At 59.1% G+C, this 22137-nt stretch carries 19 protein-coding genes; 9 read left to right on the top strand and 10 right to left on the bottom strand.

Features of this window, described 5'->3' with window-relative positions:
- The first annotated feature begins 117 nt into the window (after positions 1 to 117).
- The 3 genes from BJF91_RS16360 to lysS all read left to right on the top strand — a co-directional run bounded on the left by BJF91_RS16360 (position 118) and on the right by lysS (position 5343).
- A complete protein-coding gene (locus tag BJF91_RS16360; protein ID WP_075615488.1) occupies positions 118 to 1878 on the top strand; it encodes an SLC13 family permease in 1761 nt (586 codons plus the stop codon).
- A 489-nt stretch (positions 1879 to 2367) separates the two neighbouring features.
- Entirely contained in the window at positions 2368 to 3822 is a 1455-nt protein-coding gene (gene gltX / locus BJF91_RS16355; RefSeq protein WP_075615487.1) for a glutamate--tRNA ligase, read from the top strand.
- A 24-nt stretch (positions 3823 to 3846) separates the two neighbouring features.
- Positions 3847 to 5343 carry a lysine--tRNA ligase gene (gene lysS, locus BJF91_RS16350; RefSeq protein ID WP_075615486.1) on the top strand — a complete coding sequence of 499 codons (1497 nt, stop codon included), beginning with the start codon at positions 3847 to 3849 and terminating at the stop codon, positions 5341 to 5343.
- A gap of 101 nt (positions 5344 to 5444) precedes the next feature.
- Here the strand turns inward: lysS and BJF91_RS16345 are convergent, their stop codons facing one another.
- On the bottom strand, positions 5445 to 6791 hold the full coding sequence (locus tag BJF91_RS16345; RefSeq protein ID WP_075615485.1) for a prolipoprotein diacylglyceryl transferase: 1347 nt from the start codon (positions 6789 to 6791) through the stop codon (positions 5445 to 5447).
- Positions 6792 to 6975: 184 nt separating this feature from the next.
- Positions 6976 to 7881 (bottom strand): DMT family transporter, encoded by a 906-nt coding sequence (locus BJF91_RS16340; RefSeq protein WP_075615484.1) that lies wholly within the window; start codon positions 7879 to 7881, stop codon positions 6976 to 6978.
- 408 nt (positions 7882 to 8289) lie between these two features.
- Here BJF91_RS16340 and BJF91_RS25180 point away from each other — a divergent pair, with 408 nt between their 5' ends.
- On the top strand, positions 8290 to 8892 hold the full coding sequence (locus tag BJF91_RS25180; protein WP_075615483.1) for an SH3 domain-containing protein: 603 nt from the start codon (positions 8290 to 8292) through the stop codon (positions 8890 to 8892).
- Positions 8893 to 8978: 86 nt separating this feature from the next.
- On the opposite strand, the gene tal is transcribed toward BJF91_RS25180, so the two are convergent.
- Complete coding sequence (gene tal / locus BJF91_RS16330; RefSeq protein WP_075615482.1) at positions 8979 to 9935, bottom strand: transaldolase; 957 nt, start codon at positions 9933 to 9935, stop codon at positions 8979 to 8981.
- A gap of 274 nt (positions 9936 to 10209) precedes the next feature.
- Here tal and BJF91_RS16325 point away from each other — a divergent pair, with 274 nt between their 5' ends.
- On the top strand, positions 10210 to 11187 hold the full coding sequence (locus tag BJF91_RS16325; RefSeq protein WP_075615707.1) for a sugar-binding transcriptional regulator: 978 nt from the start codon (positions 10210 to 10212) through the stop codon (positions 11185 to 11187).
- 43 nt (positions 11188 to 11230) lie between these two features.
- Here the strand turns inward: BJF91_RS16325 and BJF91_RS16320 are convergent, their stop codons facing one another.
- Complete coding sequence (locus BJF91_RS16320) at positions 11231 to 12205, bottom strand: nucleoside recognition domain-containing protein (protein ID WP_075615481.1); 975 nt, start codon at positions 12203 to 12205, stop codon at positions 11231 to 11233.
- A 118-nt stretch (positions 12206 to 12323) separates the two neighbouring features.
- On the opposite strand from BJF91_RS16320, the gene BJF91_RS16315 reads away from it, so the two are divergent.
- Positions 12324 to 12776 carry an Lrp/AsnC family transcriptional regulator gene (locus BJF91_RS16315; protein ID WP_075615480.1) on the top strand — a complete coding sequence of 151 codons (453 nt, stop codon included), beginning with the start codon at positions 12324 to 12326 and terminating at the stop codon, positions 12774 to 12776.
- A gap of 728 nt (positions 12777 to 13504) precedes the next feature.
- Here the strand turns inward: BJF91_RS16315 and BJF91_RS16305 are convergent.
- From BJF91_RS16305 to BJF91_RS16295, 3 genes are all read right to left on the bottom strand, one after another.
- Positions 13505 to 14035, bottom strand: a complete 531-nt coding sequence (locus tag BJF91_RS16305; RefSeq protein ID WP_139310717.1) for a hypothetical protein — start codon at positions 14033 to 14035, stop codon at positions 13505 to 13507.
- Positions 14036 to 14066: 31 nt separating this feature from the next.
- Complete coding sequence (locus BJF91_RS16300; protein WP_075615477.1) at positions 14067 to 14951, bottom strand: methylated-DNA--[protein]-cysteine S-methyltransferase; 885 nt, start codon at positions 14949 to 14951, stop codon at positions 14067 to 14069.
- Positions 14952 to 15221: 270 nt separating this feature from the next.
- Positions 15222 to 15704 (bottom strand): DUF2244 domain-containing protein, encoded by a 483-nt coding sequence (locus BJF91_RS16295; RefSeq protein WP_075615476.1) that lies wholly within the window; start codon positions 15702 to 15704, stop codon positions 15222 to 15224.
- Positions 15705 to 15839: 135 nt separating this feature from the next.
- Between BJF91_RS16295 and nth the strand changes: the two genes are divergently transcribed.
- The gene (gene nth / locus BJF91_RS16290; protein WP_407639887.1) at positions 15840 to 16592 is read left to right on the top strand and encodes an endonuclease III; all 753 of its coding nucleotides are present in this window, start codon (positions 15840 to 15842) and stop codon (positions 16590 to 16592) included.
- On the opposite strand, the gene BJF91_RS16285 is transcribed toward nth, so the two are convergent.
- The 3 genes from BJF91_RS16285 to BJF91_RS16275 all read right to left on the bottom strand — a co-directional run bounded on the left by BJF91_RS16285 (position 16579) and on the right by BJF91_RS16275 (position 18981).
- Complete coding sequence (locus BJF91_RS16285) at positions 16579 to 17307, bottom strand: sulfate transporter family protein (RefSeq protein ID WP_075615474.1); 729 nt, start codon at positions 17305 to 17307, stop codon at positions 16579 to 16581. The two genes, nth and BJF91_RS16285, sit on opposite strands and share 14 nt — an antisense overlap.
- 107 nt (positions 17308 to 17414) lie before the next feature.
- On the bottom strand, positions 17415 to 18182 hold the full coding sequence (locus BJF91_RS16280; RefSeq protein WP_075615473.1) for a TerC family protein: 768 nt from the start codon (positions 18180 to 18182) through the stop codon (positions 17415 to 17417).
- 91 nt (positions 18183 to 18273) lie between these two features.
- The gene (locus BJF91_RS16275; RefSeq protein ID WP_075615472.1) at positions 18274 to 18981 is read right to left on the bottom strand and encodes a TetR/AcrR family transcriptional regulator; all 708 of its coding nucleotides are present in this window, start codon (positions 18979 to 18981) and stop codon (positions 18274 to 18276) included.
- Between the two features lie 165 nt (positions 18982 to 19146).
- On the opposite strand from BJF91_RS16275, the gene BJF91_RS16270 reads away from it, so the two are divergent.
- Together BJF91_RS16270 and BJF91_RS16265 are read left to right on the top strand one after the other, a co-directional pair.
- Positions 19147 to 20424, top strand: coding sequence for an HlyD family secretion protein (locus BJF91_RS16270; RefSeq protein WP_075615471.1), 1278 nt, complete (start codon positions 19147 to 19149; stop codon positions 20422 to 20424).
- 133 nt (positions 20425 to 20557) lie between these two features.
- Positions 20558 to 22135, top strand: coding sequence for a DHA2 family efflux MFS transporter permease subunit (locus BJF91_RS16265; RefSeq protein ID WP_075615470.1), 1578 nt, complete (start codon positions 20558 to 20560; stop codon positions 22133 to 22135).
- Positions 22136 to 22137 lie beyond the last annotated feature (2 nt).

Genomic DNA, 22137 nt, shown 5'->3' with positions numbered 1-22137 from the left:
TAGGGCATTCATTGTCTCTGTGAAACACTGAATGCTCCAGGCCTTTGATTGCCGCTGGAGAGGGAACAATCCGACGGTTTGAACATTGTGTGGCGGACTCTGACAGTTCGGATACGCATGACCACACCACAGATCATGGCTTTTGCCGTCATTATCCTCATGATGCTTGCCTTCATGTGGGAGCGTGTCCGCTACGATGTGGTTGCAGGTGTGACTCTGCTTGTTGCCGTCGTGCTTGGCCTCGTGCCACCGGACAAAGCATTTTCCGGCTTCAGCGACGATATCGTCATCATCGTCGGTAGCGCGCTTGTGGTCAGCGCCGGCGTGGCGCGCTCCGGTCTCGTCGATGCCGCGATTAAGCGTTTCTTTCCCAATCTCACCTCGATCCGCGCGCAAATGCTGTTGCTGGTGCTGACGGTGACGGTGCTGTCAGCCTTCATCAAAAATATCGGGGCGCTGGCGATCATGATGCCGGTTGCCTTCCAGTTTTCGCGTAAATCAGGCACGCCGCCTTCGACCTTCCTGATGCCGATGGCCTTCGGTGCGCTGCTCGGTGGATTGATGACCCAGATCGGCACCTCGCCGAATATCGTCGTTTCCAAGCTGCGCGGCGAGCTGACCGGCACGCCTTTCACCATGTTCGATTTCACCCCTGTCGGCGCCATACTGGCGGCGACGGGTGTCGTCTTCCTGATGCTGTTCTACTGGCTGGTGCCCAAGCGCCAGAACCAGAACCCGACGGTGCAGGAAGCGCTCGGCAATTCCACTTTCTCCACCGAGGCTAGCCTGCCGGAAGCCTCGCCTCTGGCCGGCAAACCGCTCCGGGACCTCTTGAAGACCGCAAGCGGGGAAGTGATCGCCACGGCTATCCTTCGGGGTAACAGCCGCATCTCGCCTTTTCCCGATATGATCCTTAAAGAGCAGGACACGCTTCTGCTCGAAGGTCCCTCCGATGCGCTGGACCGGCTGGTCAGCCAGACCGGTCTGAAACTATCAGGCGGTGAGATTGAAGCGGGCGGTGAAATTACAGCAATCGAGGCGGTGATCGGGCCGGGTTCGGCGCTGCAGGGCCTGACAGCCCGCGATATCTCGCTGTTCAATACCTATGGCATCAATCTGCTTGCCGTTAGCCGCAAGGGTCGCCGGCTAAAAGAGCGGCTGGCCGAAGTGATCCTGCGCACCGGTGACGTGCTGGTGCTGCAGGGTCATCGCAAGGCGCTGCCCTCTGTGCTCAAGGAACTCGGCTGCCTGCCGCTTGCCGAGCGCGAGATTCTGCTCGGCACCACCCGCAGTGCGCTGATCCCGGTTCTGATCCTGATTGCCGCCATGGGTTCTACGGCGGTTGGCCTCGCGCCTGTTCCGATCGCCTTTTTTGCCGCAGCGCTGGCCATGGTGGTTTTCAAGGTCATTCCGTTGAAAGACCTCTATCAATCAGTGGATGGACCGATCCTGGTGATGCTGGCGGCGCTGATCCCTGTCAGCGACACCTTGCGCAGCACCGGCGGCACGGAAGTGATCGCGGGCTGGCTTGGTCGGGTCGCGCATGACCTGCCGCCTTATGGCGCCCTGGCAGTGATCCTGATTACCGCGATGGCGGTAACGCCATTTCTCAACAATGCCGCGACCGTTCTCGTCATGGCGCCGATCGCCGCGAGCTTTGCCCATAATCTAGGCTACCGGCCGGATGCCTTCCTGATGGCGGTGGCAATCGGGGCGGGCTGCGATTTTCTGACGCCGATCGGCCACCAGTGCAACACGCTTGTCATGGGGCCGGGCGGCTACAAGTTCAGCGATTATCCGCGTCTTGGCCTGCCGCTGTCGCTTATGATCATCTGCGTGACCATTCCTGCGCTGATCCTGGTCTGGCCGCTGAAGTGAGCAGCGGCAGAGTGTAGAATACGGTTTTTAAAGCAGGGTCCTGAAACGTCGAAAGCCTGCGTCGGCGGAACGCAGGCTTTCGGGCGGAGGGACTTTAGACAGAACAAGGGTCTGATGAGTTGGCGGACCCATCTTCCTCTTTCAGGGTGGGGATAGAAAACTGGACCCCAGCGCTTCCTATCTCCGCCATTTCAGGAGGCGTAACCTTCATTCCACACCTCTAACGAGCGGAGCCGGGATTGGTTCCACAATTCATGATATTTTTTCTGTTTTGTTTGAGCCTGCTCCAAGTCCTACATTTTATGCGCGCGCCATAGCGGATCGGTATTTTGGGTTTTCCTTGACGCTTGGCCTCAGATATGGCCTAAGGCCAGCTAGAGGAATTGCCGAAAGAGCCGCATCAGCCGGGCTTTTCGACATCTCCAAATCAACCGTAATGCGAGCGCTCGGCGCCCCCGATCCTCGCCCTTCGTGACCACGAGCAAAATCATGACCTCTTCCGGCGTCCGCGTCCGCATCGCTCCTTCTCCCACCGGTGAGCCGCATGTCGGCACCGCCTATATCGCGCTGTTCAACTATCTGTTCGCCAAGAAGCATGGTGGCGAGTTCATCCTGCGTATCGAAGATACGGATGCGACCCGCTCGACAGCCGAATTCGAACAGAAAGTGCTGGACGCACTGAAATGGACTGGCCTGACCTGGTCGGAAGGTCCCGATGTCGGCGGCCCCTACGGCCCCTATCGTCAGTCCGAGCGCAAGGAAACCTATCGGCCCTTCGTTGAGAAGATGGTTGCCGAAGGCAATGCCTTCCGTTGTTTCTGCTCGCCAGCCCGGCTGGAGCAGATGCGCGAGGCGCAGCGCGCAGCCGGCAAGCCGCCAGGCTATGACGGTCTTTGCCTGCATCTGAAGGCAGAGGAAGTCGAAACCCGCGTTGCAGCTGGCGAGCCGCATGTCGTGCGCCTGAAAGTGCCGACCGAAGGCTCCTGCGATTTCCACGACGGCGTCTACGGCGACGTGTCGATCCCGTGGGAAAGCGTCGATATGCAGGTTCTGCTCAAGGCCGATGGCATGCCGACCTATCACATGGCCAATGTGGTCGACGACCATCTGATGAAGATCACTCATGTGGCGCGCGGCGAGGAATGGCTGGCCTCGGTGCCGAAGCACATCCTGATCTACAAATATCTTGGCGTCGAGCCGCCGGTCTTCATGCATCTCAGCCTGATGCGCAATGCCGACAAGTCGAAGCTGTCGAAGCGCAAGAACCCGACCTCGATTTCCTATTATTCGGCGCTGGGCTATCTGCCGGAAGCGCTGATGAATTTCCTTGGCTTGTTCTTCATGCAGATCGCCGAAGGCGAGGAACTGCTGACCATGGACGAACTGACGGAAAAGTTCGATCCGGAAAACCTGTCCAAGGCCGGCGCGATCTTCGACATCCAGAAGCTCGACTGGCTGAATGGCCGCTGGCTGCGCGAAAAGCTGACGCCGGACGAATTTCTCGGCCGGGTGCTGACCTGGGCCTCGGAAAACGACCGGCTGACGGAAGGCCTGAAGCTCGCCCAGAGCCGCATCACCAAGCTTGGCGAATTGCCGCCGCTGGCCGGTTTCCTCTTGGCCAACGATGTCGGCCTGACGCCAGCCTCGTTTGGCGGCTTGAAGACCAGCCCGGCGGAAACGCTCGAAATCGTTACGACCGTCCAGGCGGATCTCGAAAAGATCCTCGAATGGAATGTTGCGACCATCGAGGAAGAACTGCGGGCGATTGCCGACCGGTTGGGCAGGAAGCTGCGCGTCGTCACCCCGCCGCTGTTCGTTGCTGTCTCCGGCAGCCAGCGCTCGCTGCCGCTGTTTGACAGCATGGCGCTGCTTGGCCGCTCCGTCGTGCGCCAGCGGCTGAAAGTGGCGATCCAGGTGCTGACATCAATGGCCGGCGCGCAATAACTTCGGGTACAGGACTTAAGACAGATGAGCGAACAAAAGACCGAAACTGCCCTTTCCTCCGACGCGACCGAAGTGCGCCGCCAGAAGCTCGCGCTGCTGCGCGAGCAGATCGGCGATGTCTATCCCGCGCATTTCCACCGCACGGCCACGACCGCCGAGCTGGCCGAGAAATATGCGGAACTGGCGCCGGATACGGAATCGGGCGATACGGTCACAGTTGCAGGCCGCATCTATTCCTCGCGCAATTCCGGCATGTTCATGGACCTGCGCGATGCCTCCGGCAAGATCCAGATCTTCAGCCACAAGGACACGACGCCGGAAGAGGCGCGGGCCATGCTGCCGATGATCGATCTCGGCGATATCGTCGGCGTGACGGGCCAGGTGCGGCGCACCAAGCGCGGTGAGCTGACGATCAATGCCCAAGAGATCACCATGCTGACCAAGACGCTGCTGCCCATGCCGGAGAAATATCACGGCGTGACCGACATCGAGGTTCGCTATCGCAAGCGCCATCTGGATATCCTGACGAATGAGGAGAGCAAGCTGCGCTTCCAGCAGCGCTCGAAGATCGTCTCCGGCATCCGCCGCTTCATGGAGTCCGACGGCTTCATGGAAGTCGAGACGCCGATGCTGCAGTCGATTTATGGCGGCGCTTCGGCCGACCCGTTCAAGACGCACCACAACACGCTGAAGCAGGACATGTATCTGCGCATCGCGCCGGAACTGTTCCTGAAGCGGACGCTGGTTTCGGGCCTCTCGGACAAGATCTTCGAGATCAACCGCAATTTCCGCAATGAGGGCGTGTCGACAAGGCACAATCCCGAATTCACCATGATGGAATGCTACTGGGCCTATGCCGATTACGAGGACATCATGGATCTCGTCGAGCGGCTGTTTGCCGAACTGGCGCTGGCCGTGCACGGCTCGACCGAATTTGCCTTCGGCGACAAGGAAATCTCCTTCAAGGGCCCGTTCAAGCGCGTGCCGATGCCCGACGCCGTCAAGGAAGCCACCGGCATCGATTTCCTGAGCCTCAAGACCGACGAAGAGGCCCGCGCTGCGGCCAAGGCCGCCGGCTTTGAAGTGGAGAAGGATTGGACCTGGGGCGAGTGTCTGTCTTTCATCTTTGAAGAAAAGGTCGAGGGCACGCTGATCCAACCGAGCCATGTGACGCATTTCCCGAAGGATATCTCGCCCTTCGCCAAGGAAGTGCCGGGCGAACCGCGCCTGGTCGAACGGTTCGAGACCTATTGTAACGCCTGGGAAATCGGCAATGCCTTTTCGGAACTCAATGACCCGGAAGAGCAGCGCAAGCGCATGGTCGAGCAGCTCGAACAGGCCCATGCCCGTGGCGAAAAGGACAAGCAACTCGACGATGAATTCCTCGACGCCATGGATCAGGGCATGCCGCCCGCAGGCGGTCTCGGTATCGGCGTCGACCGTGTGATCATGCTTTTGACCAATGCGCCGTCGATCCGCGACATCATTCTGTTCCCGGCCCGTCGCGCCAAGGCGGATTGATACCGAAAAGTCTCACGCCGGTGAAATTGAAAAAGGCCCGCTGCAAGATGTTTGCAGCGGGCCTTTTGCATTGCTTTTCATAGACGGCTTGTTCTCAAAACTTACCGCAGCGAAATACCGCGCGGCAGAACCGAGGGCTGGGCGCCCGGTTCGCTTTTTTGCTCGACCACCAGCGGCTTGGCACCATCGGCGCTCGCCTGTGCCGGCTCCTCAGGCTTCGGCTTTTCAGCACCCATGACCATGGACTTGATCGAGGTCAGCCAACCCTTGCTCTCTTCTGCCTGCGGTTTAGCCTCGGTGGTTGCAGCCGGGCTTGCGGGTGCCGGAGCAGCGGGTGCCTGTGGCGCGGCGGCTGCGGCGTGCGGGGCCGCGGCTACGGGCGGTGCCGCTGGGGTTGCGCCATGGACCTCGGCCTGCGCCGGTTCTTCAGACGGTGCCTTTGTCGGTTCATGAGCTGCTGCCGGTGCATGTGCCGCTTCGGCTTTGGCATCGGATTCGGCTGCTGCCGGTTTTTGAGCGCTGTCGTCGCCATGGTTTTCTGCACCAGCGGCGGGGTGTGCGGCTTCGTCTTTGGCGTCCGACGAATGACTATCGGTTGCCGGCTTTTCCTCTGTGCCGAACACCATGCCCTTCAGGGAGGCGAGTAGGCCGGGCTTTTCCAAGGAGGCAGCGGCCTCGCCGCCATGCTCGTCCTCAGCGGGGGCGGCTTCGCCACCCTTGCCGGCTTCGCCATGGGCGCTGCCTTCGCCTTCCTTGGCAGCTTCGCCATGGGCGCCGCCTTCCTTGGCGTCTTCCTTGCCGTGCGCGCCTTTCTTGCCGCCTTCCTTCTTGCCTTCGCCCTCTTTTTTACCTTCGCCTTCAGGCAAGGCCACCACAGGCTTTTCGCAGGGCGCCTTGTCGGTCAGCTTGGCCATCAGGGCATTGGCGTCGTCGAGCGACATTTCGACCCGCTCACCGTAGAATTCACCGGACGCGTTGGCCGGCTTGTCGACATAGCGCGCCGTGAGGCTCTGGATGTTTGTAGCGTCGGCCAGATGGGCGGGGTGGGTCACGTAGATTACGTCGGCCCCGATGGCGCGGCCGCGCACGTCCGACCGGTCCTTGGGGCCTTTTTTGTCGAGGACGACAACCTGAATAAGATCAGGCTTTTCGGTTTCCGTTTCGGCCACGGCACGAGCTACGCGCAGTGCCGTTTTGACCCTTGTCAGGCCGTCGGTAGCATCTGTCGTGACATATTTGCGGATCCAGAGCCGGTCTTTGCGCTTGATTGTGGCGGATTGCAGCTCGGTACAGGTCAGGCCGTTCGTTTCGGCATAGGAGGGGCCCAGAAGCGTCTCACGGCCGATATAGACCGCGGCAGACCCCGTCGCGCCGCACAGGACAGCGATGCCGCCGACAATCAGCAGCAGTTTGCGCGATGGCCGGAATTTCCCCGATAGCCCCTTCACGACAACTCGCACTCCATGACAAAGGCCGCGACCGCTCCCAAAGCGACCTGGCAATATAAACCCCTTTTGTTTTAGGAGTGTCTTGTTGCGGAAGTTTTAATTGAGCATGTCCTGTGGAGGTTGAGCGCGACCAATCGCCCGACGCGGTTAATGAAGACAAAAGCTTTTCCCGCATGAGGTTCAATCAAGGGGTAAGTTCTGCGCTAGATTGAGACGTTTGCGCTTTGCGCCTGGCCACGACCTGCTCGCGCCACACCGTAAAGAGGCCGGCGCCGACAACGATGACTGAGCCCAGCACCATGTTGCGCGTCAGGCTCTCGCCGAAAACACTGACGGCGATGAAGGATGCGAGCACCAATTGGAAATAGGCAATTGGCTGCAGCACCACGGCATTCAGATATTCATAGGCCTTTATCAGCGACAGGTGTCCGACGATGCCGGTGCAGCATAGCGCTATCATCCAGAACCAGTCCTGGCGGGCAATAGGAGAGAAGAAGAACGGCGCCAGGCAATTGGCGCCAACGAAGCCGACCATGCACATATAGAAAAAGCTGGTGACGGGCGGGTCCTCGCGGCTTACCAGCCGGGTGAGAATGCCATAGATGGCGCCGAACAAGGCGCAAGCCAGCGGCAGCACGACGAGCACGCTGAAACCGTCTGATTGCGGCGACAAAATAAGCAGCACCCCGAACAATCCGACGATTATCGCGGTCCAGCGACGCCAGCCGACCTGTTCGCCCAGAAGCGGCACGGATAGCAGCGCGACGAAAATCGGGCCAGCTGCAAACACCGCCTGCGAATGGGCAAGACCAACATAGCGGAAAGCGAGGATCGACACGACGATCTGTCCGCCCAACAGCAGGCCGCGCAGGATCTGCAAAATCGGATGGCGGGTGACGACAGCCACAGCGAGACCCTGGCGGCTACGCGCGGCCAGTACCAGCGCAAATGCGGCAAAGGCCCAGTAGCGTACGGTGGCCACGACGATTGGCGAATAGCTGTCGCCCAGATGCTTGGAAATGCCATCCTGCATGGAAAACACGGTGTAGGCGGCAAAGGCGTAGACATAGCCAAGCGAAGTCGGTTTCATCACATCAACAAACGGGGAGGGGCTGTCCGAAAGGGGAGGCCGATTGAAACAAGGGGAATAGCGCAGGTGCTATTAAAGCACTTTGTCACCAACGACCGGCGAAAACAACGCCCGAACCGATTTTATGCGGCAAATCGGCGATAAACATATCCCTGGGCAGGCTTCATCATGGCGACTGTCGGCCATCCACCGGACTTTAACGGATAAGCGCTATAAACCGCGCGAAATAGTGACTGCGGTCCAGCACCAGTCCAGCCAGCGGGTTTACCATCCGCCGAATCTTAGAGCAGCGGACCGAGGAAACGGATTCTGCCCGATGCTCCAGGTTTTGTTTACGCATCGGATATGTCCGAAAACCGGGTTCCACTTTTCGATCCTGACCTCTGGGGCCAGCAACAGGAGACTTCCATGCGGTATGCAGCCAACTCTCAGCCAGCGCACTCGGAGCGTCAGGCCGCGCACGGTTTTCGTGTCGTTGCCGCCGCCGCCATCGGCCTGATGCTTGCCTCGGCGGCCTTTGGGCAGACTGTTATCACGGCGCCTAGCCTGGACGGTTCTGCGCAAGGCACGCCTGATTTCCCCGATCCTTATCTCTGGCACGTAACCGGGTTGAAGCCCGGCCAACAATTGCCGATTCTGTCCGGCGCGGGACCGCGCTTTCGCATCATCCACGCGCTCCAGGAGGGCACACCCGTCGACATGCAGAACTGCATGGAAAGCCAGGGCGGCTACTGGTGCCGGATCGCAACCGTCGATCGGCCCCGTATCAGCGGCTGGGTCGATGGCCGCTACGTGGTGAAAACCGGCGGCGATCCGCCGGGCACGATCGGCGGCGTGCCGGTTGATCCTGTCATCGAAATACCTGTCGGTCCTGGCGGGAAAGGCAGAGGCGGACAGGGACATGGCGGCAAGGGTCAAGGCGGTTATGGTGGTGGCAACCAAGGAGGGGGTTGGGGCAATGGCGGCGGCTATGGCAATCCCTTTTCGCAAGGCGGCAATAGCGGCGAATAGCCCTCTCTCGCGGGTATAAAACTCGCGGGTATAAAAAAGGCGCAGACCGAAGTCTGCGCCATCTTTTCATCTGGATCTAAAACCGATCAGGCCGACAGCTTCTTGGCGACCATGCCGCGCAGCGTGCCAAGGTCCTTGGCGAAGGCGCGGATGCCTTCCGACAGCTTTTCCGTGGCCATGGCGTCTTCGTTCATCGCCCAGCGGAAGGACTTTTCGTCCAGCGACACCAGCGGGTCCGGCGTCGACTTTTCGGGCGAGAGTATGCGCGGCAGAGTGCCGGTGGCCTGGTCCAACTCGTCGAGCAGGGCAGGGCTGATCGTCAGGCGATCGCAACCGGCCAGCGCTTCTATTTCGCCCGCATTGCGGAAGGAGGCGCCCATGACGATGGTCTCGATGCCGTTCGCCTTGTAGTAATTGTAGATCTGGCGCACCGAAACCACACCCGGATCGGTTTCCGACGTATAGTTTTCGCCCGTCGATTTCTTGTACCAGTCAAGGATACGGCCGACGAAGGGCGAGATCAGGAACACCTTTGCTTCGGCGCAGGCAATGGCCTGGGCCTTGGAAAACAGCAGGGTCAGGTTGCAGTCGATGCCTTCCTTCTGCAACACTTCGGCAGCGCGGATACCTTCCCAGGTGGAGGCGAGCTTGATCAGGATGCGGTCCTTCTCGATGCCGCGTTCCTTGTACTGAGCAATGATCGCGCGCGCCTTGTCGAGCGAGGCCTGGGTATCGAAGGAGAGGTCGGCGTCGACTTCGGTCGAGACGCGGCCGGGCACGATCTTGGCCAGCGCCGCACCAACGGAAATCGCCAGACGGTCGGCAACGGCTGCGGTCACGGCGTCGGACGCGCCGCCCTTTGCTTTGCCCCATTTAATGGCTTCTTCAAAGGCATCGGCAAACATTTCAGTGCCGAGCGCTTTCAGGACGATGGTCGGGTTGGTGGTGCAATCCACCGGCTTCAGGCGGGCCACAGCTTCGATGTCGCCGGTATCGGCAACAACCGTCGTCATGGCGCGAAGCTGTTCGAGTTTGGAGGTCATCCGTCAATTCCTTCAGGTCATACGGTTGAATGTAATAACGTGGGACGGGCGCTTGCGTTCCGGTTTTTCCTGTCAAAAACCCGTGTTGCAGCCACGCCTCCCTTCCTCCTGAATATCGTCAGCGATGGCGCCGAAGTCAAGACATTTGTCCGTTTGATTTGACATATGTTGCATGGCTTGCGATAATTCATGCATTGGATTTAAAGTGCTACAGGGAAGCTTTGTGCGCCATTTATGGCGCCCAGCGCTGTAGGAAATGGGGGAAATGCGCGCCGTGGCAAAGCTTCGCCGGGAGACCCAGAGCAGTTATTCGGAGGCCGCCTCGCTGAGGCTACGGGCGGCCTGGCTCTATTACAATCAGGGTCTGACCCAGAAAGACGTAGCCGAGAGGCTGGGCATCAGCCGCTCGACGGTGATCCGGCTGCTTGATGAAGCCTTGAAACGGTCGGAAGTGCAGATCTGGATTGCCGAGGGCATCGACGATTGCGTCGAGCTGGCGGTGAAGCTGGAAAAGGCCTTCGGGCTCGACGAAGCCGTGGTCGTGCCCTCATCCAGCGGCCAGGATGCCGAGGCCATTGCCCGCAGCGTCGGCCTGGCGCTCGGCCAGTTCCTCACCGAAGTCGTCACCGACAATGCCACGATCGGCGTCGGCTGGGGCCGCACCATGACTGCCTCGCTCGCCGGCTTTCGTCCGCCGCGCCGGGAAAACTGCAAGGTCGTCTCGCTGCTCGGCGGCATCGTCGCCGTCCATCAGACCAACCCCATCGACTACACCTGGCGGCTGGCCAGCCAATTGGGCGCCGAATGCTACATGTTCCTGGCACCGCTGCTGGTCGACAGCATCGCCACCAAGCGGGCACTGATCGAGGAATGCGGGCTGAAAACCCTCTACGATCTCGCCGAAAACCTAGACCTCGCCGTCGTCTCCTGCGGCGACATCCGCCCGCAATCCACCTCGCTTTCGGAAGGCTTCATCAGCCGCGCCACGCTGAACGAGCTAATCGAAGCCGGCTGCGTCTGCGACACCATGTTCAACTTCCTCGACAAGAACGGCCGCTCCGTCGATCACCCTATCAATGAACGGGTGATGTCAATCGATCTCGATACGCTGAAGAAAGCCAAACACATCGTCATTGCGTCAGGTGGGGCGCATCGCGCGCCGGCAATCTCGGCGACGATCAAGCGGATTGGGTGTCATACGTTGATTACGGACGAGGCTGCGGCGCGGGCGTTGTTGGGATTGGTTGGTTGAGGCCAAAAAGATGACTGCCGGTTCTAAGTCGTCACGCCCTGGTTCATGCCTCTGCTTTCACGATGTTCAGTCGAAACAATCGCTGAAAGAACGCCTTATCAGAAAGTGAGCGCAGCACCATGCCAACCACTGCCGTTGCGGCGACCGCAAAGACAAGCCGACCGGTAACAACGCCATGCACGTCAGCGCCAATCGAAATCATCAGTAGCGTGTCTTCTATGATGCTGTGGGCGAAGCCCATGAAGGCACATGAAAGAAAGATCTGTCGCGGTTCTATTCGGTTCGATTGTGCTTCACGAATGAGCAGTCCAGCACCGTAGGAAATTCCAAGGAAAAGGCCTACGGCGGTCAGATGTTCGGCCTCGCCACGAATGCCGGCCAGGCGCAGGAGCGGCGACAGGGCTGCCATTAGCAACTTGAGCACTCCTGCCAGCTTCAGAAGCTCAAGCCCCCAGGACAGCAGGAAGAGAATGACGAGCATCGAAACCATCGTCTGCCCAAGGTCCCAAAAGTAATCGGGCCAAGTGGCGCTATTGCTTGCGGGCAGCCACGCTGGATGGACCGGAGCGGATAGCCAGCCGGTGGCAGACAAGACCTGATGCAGGATGAATGCGTAAACCAAAGCGCCGATAATCCGCAGCAGCGTTGTCACGGTCATGCCCGGACCCGCCTTCTGGATGATTTTCTGCTCAAGCGGCAAACCGTGCGCAAAAAGAATGAGAGCGGAAAAGACGGTTACATCCGCGATGCTGAGAGTTGATGCGGGAGCGAGGGTGAAGATAAGGGGAACGGCACCCCATATACCGACAAGCATGCCGGTGAGCCATGCCAGACCCAACTCCGGTGGGAGCCCGAACACGTTCATAATAGGCGCGAAGGCCGGCGCTACCGCTTTAATGATCCCCAGTCTGGAAAGAACTTCCGTAACAATCGCGATCGGAACTGTAATGCGGATCAGGACCCAGTAGATCCGAAGGGTGTCCATCGTGTTTTGAATGAAAGGCTTTGAAAGCACCATCGGAGGTTCCTGTTTGGCTACCAACTTTGCTAGCCTGATCCGTTTCGAATTTGCGGTCATAGATTGCGTGTCTTTGCAATTTTATTGCAAATGCCTCCTCGCCCGGTAAGCTGTGGTGATGGACCGGATCGACACAAAGCTTTTGAACCTTTTGCAGCAGGATGCATCGCGCACGAATGTGGCTCTGGCGGATGAGGTCGGATTGTCCCCATCCAGTTGCCTGCGTCGCATTCAACGGCTGACGAAGTCGGGGATCATCGACAGAATTGTCGCTGTCTTGAACCCGGCAAAGGCGGGACGCGGAATCAAGGCGCTGGTGAGCGTGGAGCTAAAACTGCACGGAGAGCCACATATGCGGCGCTTTCTCAAAGCGGCCGCCGCCGAAGAGGCAGTTTCTCATGCCTATGCCGTAACAGGGGCAACGGATGTCGTTCTCATGCTGCGTCTGCGTGACATGGAGGAGTTCGAGGGGCTTTGCGATAGGCTGTTCGCTGATGAGACGAATGTCGCCCGCTTTTTTACGATGATGATTATCAGAACCGCAAAAGAGGAGACGGCAATTCGTCTTTGACCTGTTAGGGGGCGAGGGACCGGTAGGCGCTAACGGCCAATCCGTTGATCACCTGATCAACGAGCGCTTGCGATCGTCGGCGACGATCAAGCGGATCGGGTGTCATACATTGATTACGGACGAGGCGGCGGCGCGGGCGTTGTTGGGGTGGTTGGTTGAGGGCACGGACGGTTTACGTCACAAGCGGATAATGTGTCCCCTATTCGATGATTAGGACTATCTTTCCAAGCTTGGTTCTAGGCCTCAGAACCGGAAGTATCTCAATATGATTGTCCGCGCCACGAAAGAGATCAAACTCTCTTTCGCTGTAAAAAGAGGTGGTTATTTTCCCTGACGCGAATGAACAATCCCCAGGGCAATCGACGGTTAATCGTGAACCTCCATATGGACCCTCGCCACGGCGTTCCACAGTGGCCTTAACGCCAGTATTAGTGTCGGAAATAATCACGCACTTGCTATCAGCCCTGCATTGCGCTTCACCGATTATGGGCTCCACGACTTGCTTAAGCACAATCGCTGCCTGAATACGTTGAATGTGAGGCTCAGCAGTTCCAGCACTCGCTGTCGATGTGAATTGCGCGACGAACGCAGTAACCAAGTAAAGCAACATGTACGACTTCATATAATTATCCATCGCGGCTATCTGAGCCAGCATAAGCACCATATGGTGACCTCTGGCCGAATGCGGAAATTATTTCGGCAAAAGGCCATAGCGGTCATAGCAGAATTTATTCCTCGTATCGGTTCGCCACGACCATAGTCTGGTCTCTGTTTGTCACAAGATCGACGCGGCCACCCCTTTTGAAACTTTCAGGATAGACGGAATACTGCAACGCCGCATCGAACGATGGGCCTACTTTCGCGTCTGTCCCATAATCTCTTCCGTCACCGGAAACCTCGTCACTCTTGAAGCGCCATCCGCTGAGTAGGGGCTGAAAATCGTCGGAGTGAACTCTGAATGCACAGGTGACTATCAAGTCAGTGATTGCACCTGCTGAACATTCGATATCTCGGACCGACCGTGGCAGTTCCGAGATGTTCAAGATGAAGGCGACCCTGGCCGGATTCTTGCGGTAGTCGGTGGCAACGAGATAGTAAAAATATGCACTAAAGATTCCGACGGCAAATATAATAATGTATATAATCTTGGAAAAACGCTGCTTTAAAAAACTCACTCGTAAGCTCCATCCACGTTCGTCAATCTGTCTGGATATTAGTAGTTTCGGTATCGCTGCAAGAACGTCATCCGCTTTGGCCACAAAGCAGACCTCCATCATACCGGTATGTCAATCACCCCACGCACCCAGCCTCCCACCCAAGCATCGCCCGCTTCCGCGTCAGCCCCCAGTGATACCCCGTCAGCGCCCCGCTTTTGCCCAGCGCCCGATGGCACGGCACCACGAATGAGATCGGGTTGCGGCCCACGGCGGCGCCGACGGCGCGGCTGGCGGTGGGTTGGCCGATGTTTTGCGCGATGTCGGAATAGGTGACGGCGCGGCCGAGCGGGATTTGCAGCAGGCTCTGCCAGACCCTCACCTGGAAATCGGAGCCGATCAGCACGACGCGCAGTGGTTGTTCTGCTTGCCAGGCATTGGGGTCGAAAATCCGCTTCACATAGATCTCGGTTGTGGCGCGGTCTTCGACGAAATGGGCGAGGGGCCAGCGGCCGGCCATGTCGGCGTAGCAGGCGGGTTCTTCGCCGGGGTCGCAGAAGCCGAGGCCAGCAAGGCCGCGATCGGTGATCATCACAAGTGCCTGGCCGAAGGGGGAGGGGTGGAAGGCATGGCGGATGGTGAGGCCGGCGCCTTTCGCCTTCCATTCGCCCGGCGACATCGCCTCATGGCTGACGAACAGGTCATGCAGCCGCCCCGGTCCCGACAGGCCAAGCTCCAGCGCGGTCTCCAGCAGCGGCAGGCCCTCGTTTCCCAGCAGGCGCTTGGCATGGTCAAGCGTCACCGCCTGCAGGAAGGCCTTTGGCGATAGCCCGGCCCAGCGGGTAAAGGTCTTTTGCAATTGTGTCGGTGACTGGCCGAGCCTGACAGCAATGGTTTCCAGCGCTGGCTGCTCGCGATAATCGAGCGTCAGCATTTCGATCACCCGGCGTACGGTCTCGTAATCGTCGCCTTCGGGGGTGATGTCGGTGGTCGGGTTTTGCAGACTTGAGGCTAAGGACATGGCAAATCTCTCCTGTGCCTTCAGAAAGCATGTTCTTCTTGGGGCTGCCACCCGATTCTTGCGGGTTGAGTCAGAGAACCCCTCACCCTGCCTCCGCTGCGCTCGGCATCCCTCTCCCCACTTTCTTGTTGAGGAGAATGGGGGGCGAGGGGCAGCCACTAACGCCGCAGCTTCGCGACGTTCATTATCGGAGGGAGGTGAGCGGCATACGTCCTTCTCCCCCTTGTGGGGAGAAGGTGGCGGCAGCCGGATGAGGGGAGTTCCCAGGCACTATATCCTCTGCGTCGCCGTCGCGAGAGCCCCGCGAAAAGCCTTGGCGAAACTTTCGCGGTCGTCGGGGTTGAGGAAGGTGCCAATGTCGGTGGAGCGGCCCTGGCCGTGGACGGTCATGGAGAGAATGCCGAATTCGTCGTGGCGGCGCACGAAGAAACGTGCCCAGAACGGGTTCCAGAGAAATTCCGTCATGGCGCCAGATGGCGTGAACTTGCGCACCGACACGCTGGTGCGCGACACCATTACCTCTTCGCGGGCCTTGGCGGCGCGGTAGTTCAGCCGGAAGGCGCCATAGAGCAGCAGGAAATCCAGCCCGAAGAAGAAGCCGATCGGCCAGGCGCCTGTGATGATGAAAAAGCCGCCATAGAGCAGGCAGATCAGGCCGGAGAGGCCAAGCATGATGCGGAAACCCTTTCGCCCGAGCGAGCGATAGGGTACCAGTTCGGCTGCAAAAATCGGCTGTTCGGCACTCTCATCCATGGCGCGGCTCCCCACACACCTCGTTTGTTGTCGTTTGTCTGTTCGGGAAAACCGGGCTCCACATTTCCTGACAAACTCTAATTTGCCTGACAAACTCTAATTTGCCTGACAAACTCTAATTTGATAGTCATCAAGATGAAATCCAGCACCCAAAGCGCGAAAAAGTCAAATGTGGCTGCGGCAAAAAAGCCTGCCACCCGTAGCGCCTATTCCAAGGCGGAACTGACGGAGATTTTCCGGCGCTTCTCTGTGCAGCGCCCGGAGCCGAAGGGCGAGCTTGAGCATGTCAATCCGTTCACGCTGGTCGTCGCCGTTGCGCTCTCGGCCCAGGCCACCGATGCCGGCGTCAACAAGGCGACGCGGGCGCTTTTTGCCGTGGCCGATACGCCGCAGAAAATGCTCGATCTCGGTGAAGACCGGGTTCGCGACTATATCAAGACCATCGGGCTCTATCGCAACAAGGCCAAGAATGTCATTGCGCTGAGCCGCATACTGATCGAGAATTTCGGTGGCGAAGTGCCACGCACCCGCGAAGAGCTGGTCACGCTGCCGGGCGTGGGCCGCAAGACCGCCAATGTGGTGATGTCCATGGCCTTCGGTGTTCCGACCATGGCTGTCGATACGCATGTCTTTAGGATCGGCAACCGCATCCGCCTTGCGCCGGGCAAAACGCCTGACGAGGTGGAGGACAAGCTGATGCGGATCATTCCAGAGCCGTATCTGTTCCACGCCCATCATTGGCTGATCCTGCACGGGCGTTACTGTTGCAAGGCTCGCAAGCCGGAATGCGAGCGCTGCGTCATCGCGGATATCTGCAAATCGCCGGAAAAGACCTGCGATATCCCGGCGCCGCTGGTCGAGCTACCGGCTCAGATTATTGGCGAATGAGGTTACTGGCGAATGAGGGGTCGCGCAGCGTCAGCTTCTTGTGCAGATGCACCATCAGGCCGGCTGCAAACAGTGGCGTCAGCAGGTTGAGCACCGGGATGGCCAGGAAGACCGCGATGACCAGGCCGGCGAGAAAGATCGTGCCGGAATGCTTGGCACGAAAAGCCAGCGCCTCGGCCTTTGGGCGCAGCCTCAGCGCTGCAAATTCGAAGAATTCCCGACCGAGCAGATAGCCGTTCACCAGGAAGAAGGCGACCATGTTGACGCCGGGAATAAACAGCATCAGCAATGCAATAGCATTGCCGAGGATGACGATGCCGAAGAACTGCAGGGATTGCAGGATGGCATCGCCCATCGGCATGGCCACACCGGGCTTGTCGGCGGGATAATCGCGCTTTTCCACGACCTCGGCAACATCGTCGAGAAACAGGCCGGCGATGATGGCGGTGATCGGCGCCAGCAGCAAGGCAAGCGCAAAGGCCAAACCGATGCTGGCGGCGATGCCGAAGAGCAGTGTCAGCCAGCCTGTCCATTCCGGCATTTCGGGAAAAAAGCTCGCAAACCAGGGCCAGAGATAGAGAATGAAGGTCTCGCGCAGCGCCAGCCAAAGCCCGGCGAGCGCGGCGATCGTCAAGCCAAGCACCTTCCAGAACACGGCGCGGGTTTCCGGCGCAAACAGGTTGTTGAGCGAAGCGAGTGCGGCATCGAAGATCACGGGCGGCTCCAAGGTCAGGCCGGAACGAATGAGGCTGATGTGGGAGGCGCTGGCGCTCTGCGCAAGAGTAAGCCGGAGAGGTTGGTCTTCCTCTCCGGCGTGATATTTCAGTGCAGCTTTTTGCGGGCGGCCAGTGCGGCCTTGTCGCGGCTCTTCTTGCGTCGTGCCATCATATTCAGGCCCTCAACCAGGGCGGAGAAGGCCATGGCGGCATAGAGATAACCCTTGGGCACATGGAAGCCCATGCCATCGGCAATCAGGGTCATGCCGATCATCAGCAGGAAGCCGAGTGCCAGCATGATGACGGTCGGGTTCTTCTCGATGAAGCGGCCGAGCGGGTTGGCGGCAAGCAGCATGACGGTCACGGCGAAGACCACCGCGATCACCATGATGACCACATGCTCGGTCATGCCGACGGCGGTGATGATGCTGTCGACAGAGAAGACCAGGTCGAGCAGAAGGATCTGGCCGATGGCCGCGCCCATGGTTGTCGTGACCGAAGAGGCGATGAAGTCCTCGTCCTTGTCGACGGGGTCGACGGTATGATGGATCTCTTTGGTCGCCTTCCACACCAGGAACAGGCCGCCGGCGATCAGGATCATGTCCTTCCAGGAAAATCCGTGGTCGAACAGGGTGAAGACCGGCGTCGTCAGCTTGACGATCCAGGCGACGGTGCCGAGCAGGCCGAGCCGCATGACGAGGGCAAGGCCGATGCCGATCTTGCGGGCCTTTTCTCTTTGCTCCTCCGGCAGCTTGTTGGTGAGAATGGAAATGAACACGAGATTGTCGATGCCCAGCACCACTTCCATGGCAATAAGCGTAATGAGCGCGATCCAGGCTGCCGGATCGGCGAGCAAAGCGGTAATGTCCTGCATTCAGTCATGTCCCCCAAGACAAAGATGTGGGTCCACAGATAGGAGCGCTACCGCGTCGCAACAAGGGACGCGTCAGGCAATCCGGGCGCTTTCAGGTTTCGGCTGACGTGCCGCAATCTGCTGCAGTCTTGCGGCCATAGGCGAGCATGAAGATGTCGAGAGCGCTTTCGACAACATAATCCACCTCGGACTGCGGTGGTGCCTCCTCAAGTTCGCCGAACAGGCGCCGCTTGAAGAAGGCGCCGGTCGCCAGTTCGATGAATTGCCGTGCGGCCAGTTCGATGTCGCGAATGTCGAGATCGCCAGCTTTCACACGCTCTTCAAGGAAGCTTTCCAGCACGCCGCGGGCGTTTTCAGGGCCTGAGCGCAGAAAACTCTGGCACAGCACCGGCATGCGATCGCGCACGGCCAGCAGCATGCGCATGGCGGGCATCATCTCGCTGGTCAAAATGTAATTTGAAAAGGCACTGGCATAATTGCGCAGAACCGTGCGCAGATCAGCGTCTTCAGCCAGAATGTCGCGCAGCACGGCGGCAAATTTCTGCTTTTGCGTATTGATCAGCGCCGCAAACAGATCTTCCTTGTTTTGGAAGTAGACATAGATCGTGCCCTTGGAGACGCCAGCCTCGCGGGTAACGTCGTTCATGCTGGACGCATCGAAGCCATGCTTCATGAAGGCACGCTTGGCTCCTTCCAGAATCTGGTCTCGCTTGGCCGGATCTTCGCCTGCGGCAAACCGGCCGCTTGCGCCCGGAACGGCCTTGTCGTCCAAGGGCTTTTCACTGTCGTTAGCTGTCATGCTGCTTGCGTCTTCGCTCATGTGTGACATTCGTAACGCTAAAAGTAACTTTAGGTAGCGGACTTGCATTTCCAGACTTGATATGCGCCATGATTTAGCCTAAGTCAAATCGAACCGAACGTTCCGTTCGACTGATTTCGCTTTCTGCTGCTATGGTGGTCTTCAATGTCTGTGTCTCCAAGGAAGGGCGCGGTACGCGCCGTCGATACGTCGGATCATACGGTTTCTCAGGATGATGCCGTGATGAACGATGCGGCAGAAGCTGAGACCGGCGACGCAGTGGCGCGTGACGCACGCGCCAAGGCCGAAACTGGCGCATCTGCAGGGGTTGCCGCTCCTGCCGGCCAAAAGGCTCCCGTCAAGAAGCGCCGCAGCCCGGTTCTCCCGGTCGTGTTGATCGCTGTTCTCGGTGCTGCCGGCTACTTCGGCTATAACTACTGGACAGAAGGTCGGTTCATGATCTCGACCGACGACGCCTATCTCGGCGGTGACATCGCTGTTATCACCCCGAAGGTGACCGGCTACGTCGAAACCGTGCTGGTGGCCGATAATGACCATGTAAAGAAAGGCGACGTGATCGCCACTCTGGATGACGGTGATTACCGGATCGCTCTCGATCAGGCGAAGAGCCAACTGGCCTCGCAGAAGCTGACGGTCGACCGGATCGAGACCCAGGTCAAGGGTGGGGAGGCGAGCCTGATGCAGGCGAAGGCACAGCAGGCCTCCGCCGAGGCTACTCTGCGCACCGCGATGCTCTCGTTCAAGCGTGTCACCGACCTGCGCGCCCAGTCCGTCATGTCGCAGGCTGAACTGGATACGGCGACGTCGTCGCTGGATGTCGGCCGGGCGAATGTCGATGCAGCGGTTGCCGCCGTTGCCTCTGCCCAGTCCAGCATTGACGTGCTGAAGGCCCAGAAAGCCGAGGCCCAGGCTGCTGTTTTGACCGCGGACCTGGCCGTTGCCAAGGCGCAGCGCGATCTGAATTTCACTGTACTGCGCGCGCCCTATGACGGTGTCATCGGAAACCTTGCCGTGCAGGTCGGCGATCTCGTGTCCAGCAGCAAGCGGCTTGCATCTCTGGTGCCGGTCAGCCGGCTCTATATCGACGCCAATTTCAAGGAAACACAGCTGTCCGGCATCGTTCCCGGCTCCAAGGCCCGGCTGCAAGTCGATGCCTATAAAGAGCACGATATCGAAGGCACCGTCGTGTCGATTGCTGCCGGCTCGGGCTCGGTCTTCTCGATGCTGCCGGCGGAAAATGCCACGGGCAATTTCACCAAGATCATCCAGCGTGTGCCTGTACGTATCGCCGTCCCCCAGGACGTGCTCGACAAGGGCATTTTGCGCGCCGGCCTGAGCGTTGTCGTCGATGTCGACACGCGCACGGCGCCCAACCAGGGCACCAAGGCCGATACCGCAGCCAAGCCTGCTGAGAGCAAGTAACAGCGCTTGCGACAAAGCGAGCGCCCGCAAAGATAGAGCATCGGACCGAAACATGGGAACCGGTTCTCGAAAACATCCGGTGCTCTCGGTTGGGGCACTCGAAGGCCGGTAGACGGAAAGCCGAGGCAAGATCATGACGGCAAGTGCAACCCTAGCACCAGCATATGCAGAGCCGAAGAAGGTCAGCGGAGCCCAGATGGTGGGCTTCCTGGCTATGGTGTTCGGCATGTTCATGGCGATCCTCGACATCCAGATCGTCTCGGCCTCGCTCTCGGAAATCCAAGCCGGTCTCGGCGCCGGTTCGGAAGAAGTGTCCTGGGTGCAGACTGCCTATCTGATTGCCGAGGTGATCATGATTCCTCTGTCGGGCATTCTGGCCCGGATCGTCTCGACGCGGGTGCTTTTTTCCTGTGCTGCGGCGGGCTTCACTGTTGCCAGCGCGCTTGCGGCCACGGCCACTAATATCGAGCAGATGATCATCTATCGCGCCATCCAGGGCTTTATCGGCGGCGGCATGATCCCCTCGGTCTATGCTGCGGCCTTTACGATTTTTCCGCCTTCCCAACGCGGTATCGTCTCGCCGATCATCGGCCTGGTGGCGACGCTGGCGCCGACCATCGGCCCGACGGTCGGTGGCTATATCAGCCACGCGATGTCCTGGCACTGGCTGTTCCTGATCAACGTCATCCCCGGCATCATCGTCACGATCGCCGTCTGGATCTGCGTCAATTTCGACCGGCCGGATCGATCGCTGATGGCGAAGTTCGACTGGTGGGGCCTGTTTTCCATGGCACTGTTTCTCGGGGCGATGGAATATGTGCTGGAAGAGGGCAATAGCAAGGACTGGTTCAACGACGACCGCATCGTCTGGGGCGCCGTGCTGATGACCCTTGGCGGCGTCGCCTTCTTCTATCGTGCCTTTACGGCCGAGCAGCCTGTCGTGGATCTCAAGGCCTTTTCGAACCGCAATTTTGCCTTTGGCTCGCTGTTCTCTTTCGTGATGGGCATGGGGCTTTACGGCCTGACCTATCTCTACCCGCAATATCTCGGCAGAGTGCGGGGCTATGACAGTTTGATGATTGGCGAGACCATGTTCGTATCGGGTCTGGCCATGTTCGCTACGGCGCCTATCGCCGGCATTCTGTCGTCCAAGATGGACCTCAGGGTGATGATGGCGGTTGGGTTTATCGGCTTCGGGCTTGGCACTTACATGGTGACCGGCATGACGGCGGACTGGGATTTTTACGAGTTGCTGGTGCCGCAGATCCTGCGTGGCTGCTCGTTGATGATTTGCATGGTCCCGATCAACAATATCGCGCTGGGCACGCTGCCGCCGGAGCGAATCAAGAATGCCTCGGGCCTGTTCAACCTGACCCGAAATCTCGGCGGTGCCGTTGGCCTGGCGATGATCAACACGATGCTGACCCGGCGCACGGACGAGCATTACGCGCGCCTTGTCGAACATATCAATGCAAGCCGTCCGGCAGCCCTGAACTGGCTTGATACCGTGTCCGGCAACTATGCTTTCTTTGGTCTCGACGGCGACAGCGCGGCGCTGAAAAAGCTGTCAGGCATGATCAATCAACAGGCTTGGATTATGGCCTTCATGGACGTGTTCCTCGGCCTCACGATTATGTTTATTGCACTTACATTTCTTTCTAGCATGATCAAAAAACCTGAAGGTGCCGTGCCCGCGGATGCGGCGCACTGATT

This window comes from Gillisella taibaishanensis, from assembly GCF_001938985.1.
GTDB classification, from domain to species: domain Bacteria; phylum Pseudomonadota; class Alphaproteobacteria; order Rhizobiales; family Rhizobiaceae; genus Allorhizobium; species Allorhizobium taibaishanense.
The sequence above is the reverse complement of the archived record's forward strand: the minus strand, read 5'-3'. Positions and strand labels throughout refer to the sequence as shown.

Bases quoted from the DNA above. Each gene is read 5' to 3' on its own strand.
- BJF91_RS16360 (WP_075615488.1), top strand. From the start codon at position 118: ATGACCACACCACAGATCATGGCTTTTGCCGTCATTATCCTCATGATG.
- gltX (WP_075615487.1), top strand. From the start codon at position 2,368: ATGACCTCTTCCGGCGTCCGCGTCCGCATCGCTCCTTCTCCCACCGGT.
- lysS (WP_075615486.1), top strand. From the start codon at position 3,847: ATGAGCGAACAAAAGACCGAAACTGCCCTTTCCTCCGACGCGACCGAA.
- BJF91_RS16340 (WP_075615484.1), bottom strand. From the start codon at position 7,881: ATGAAACCGACTTCGCTTGGCTATGTCTACGCCTTTGCCGCCTACACC.
- BJF91_RS25180 (WP_075615483.1), top strand. From the start codon at position 8,290: ATGCGGTATGCAGCCAACTCTCAGCCAGCGCACTCGGAGCGTCAGGCC.
- tal (WP_075615482.1), bottom strand. From the start codon at position 9,935: ATGACCTCCAAACTCGAACAGCTTCGCGCCATGACGACGGTTGTTGCC.
- BJF91_RS16320 (WP_075615481.1), bottom strand. From the start codon at position 12,205: ATGGTGCTTTCAAAGCCTTTCATTCAAAACACGATGGACACCCTTCGG.
- BJF91_RS16315 (WP_075615480.1), top strand. From the start codon at position 12,324: ATGGACCGGATCGACACAAAGCTTTTGAACCTTTTGCAGCAGGATGCA.
- BJF91_RS16300 (WP_075615477.1), bottom strand. From the start codon at position 14,951: ATGTCCTTAGCCTCAAGTCTGCAAAACCCGACCACCGACATCACCCCC.
- BJF91_RS16295 (WP_075615476.1), bottom strand. From the start codon at position 15,704: ATGGATGAGAGTGCCGAACAGCCGATTTTTGCAGCCGAACTGGTACCC.
- nth (WP_407639887.1), top strand. From the start codon at position 15,840: ATGAAATCCAGCACCCAAAGCGCGAAAAAGTCAAATGTGGCTGCGGCA.
- BJF91_RS16280 (WP_075615473.1), bottom strand. From the start codon at position 18,182: ATGCAGGACATTACCGCTTTGCTCGCCGATCCGGCAGCCTGGATCGCG.
- BJF91_RS16275 (WP_075615472.1), bottom strand. From the start codon at position 18,981: ATGACAGCTAACGACAGTGAAAAGCCCTTGGACGACAAGGCCGTTCCG.
- BJF91_RS16270 (WP_075615471.1), top strand. From the start codon at position 19,147: ATGTCTGTGTCTCCAAGGAAGGGCGCGGTACGCGCCGTCGATACGTCG.
- BJF91_RS16265 (WP_075615470.1), top strand. From the start codon at position 20,558: ATGACGGCAAGTGCAACCCTAGCACCAGCATATGCAGAGCCGAAGAAG.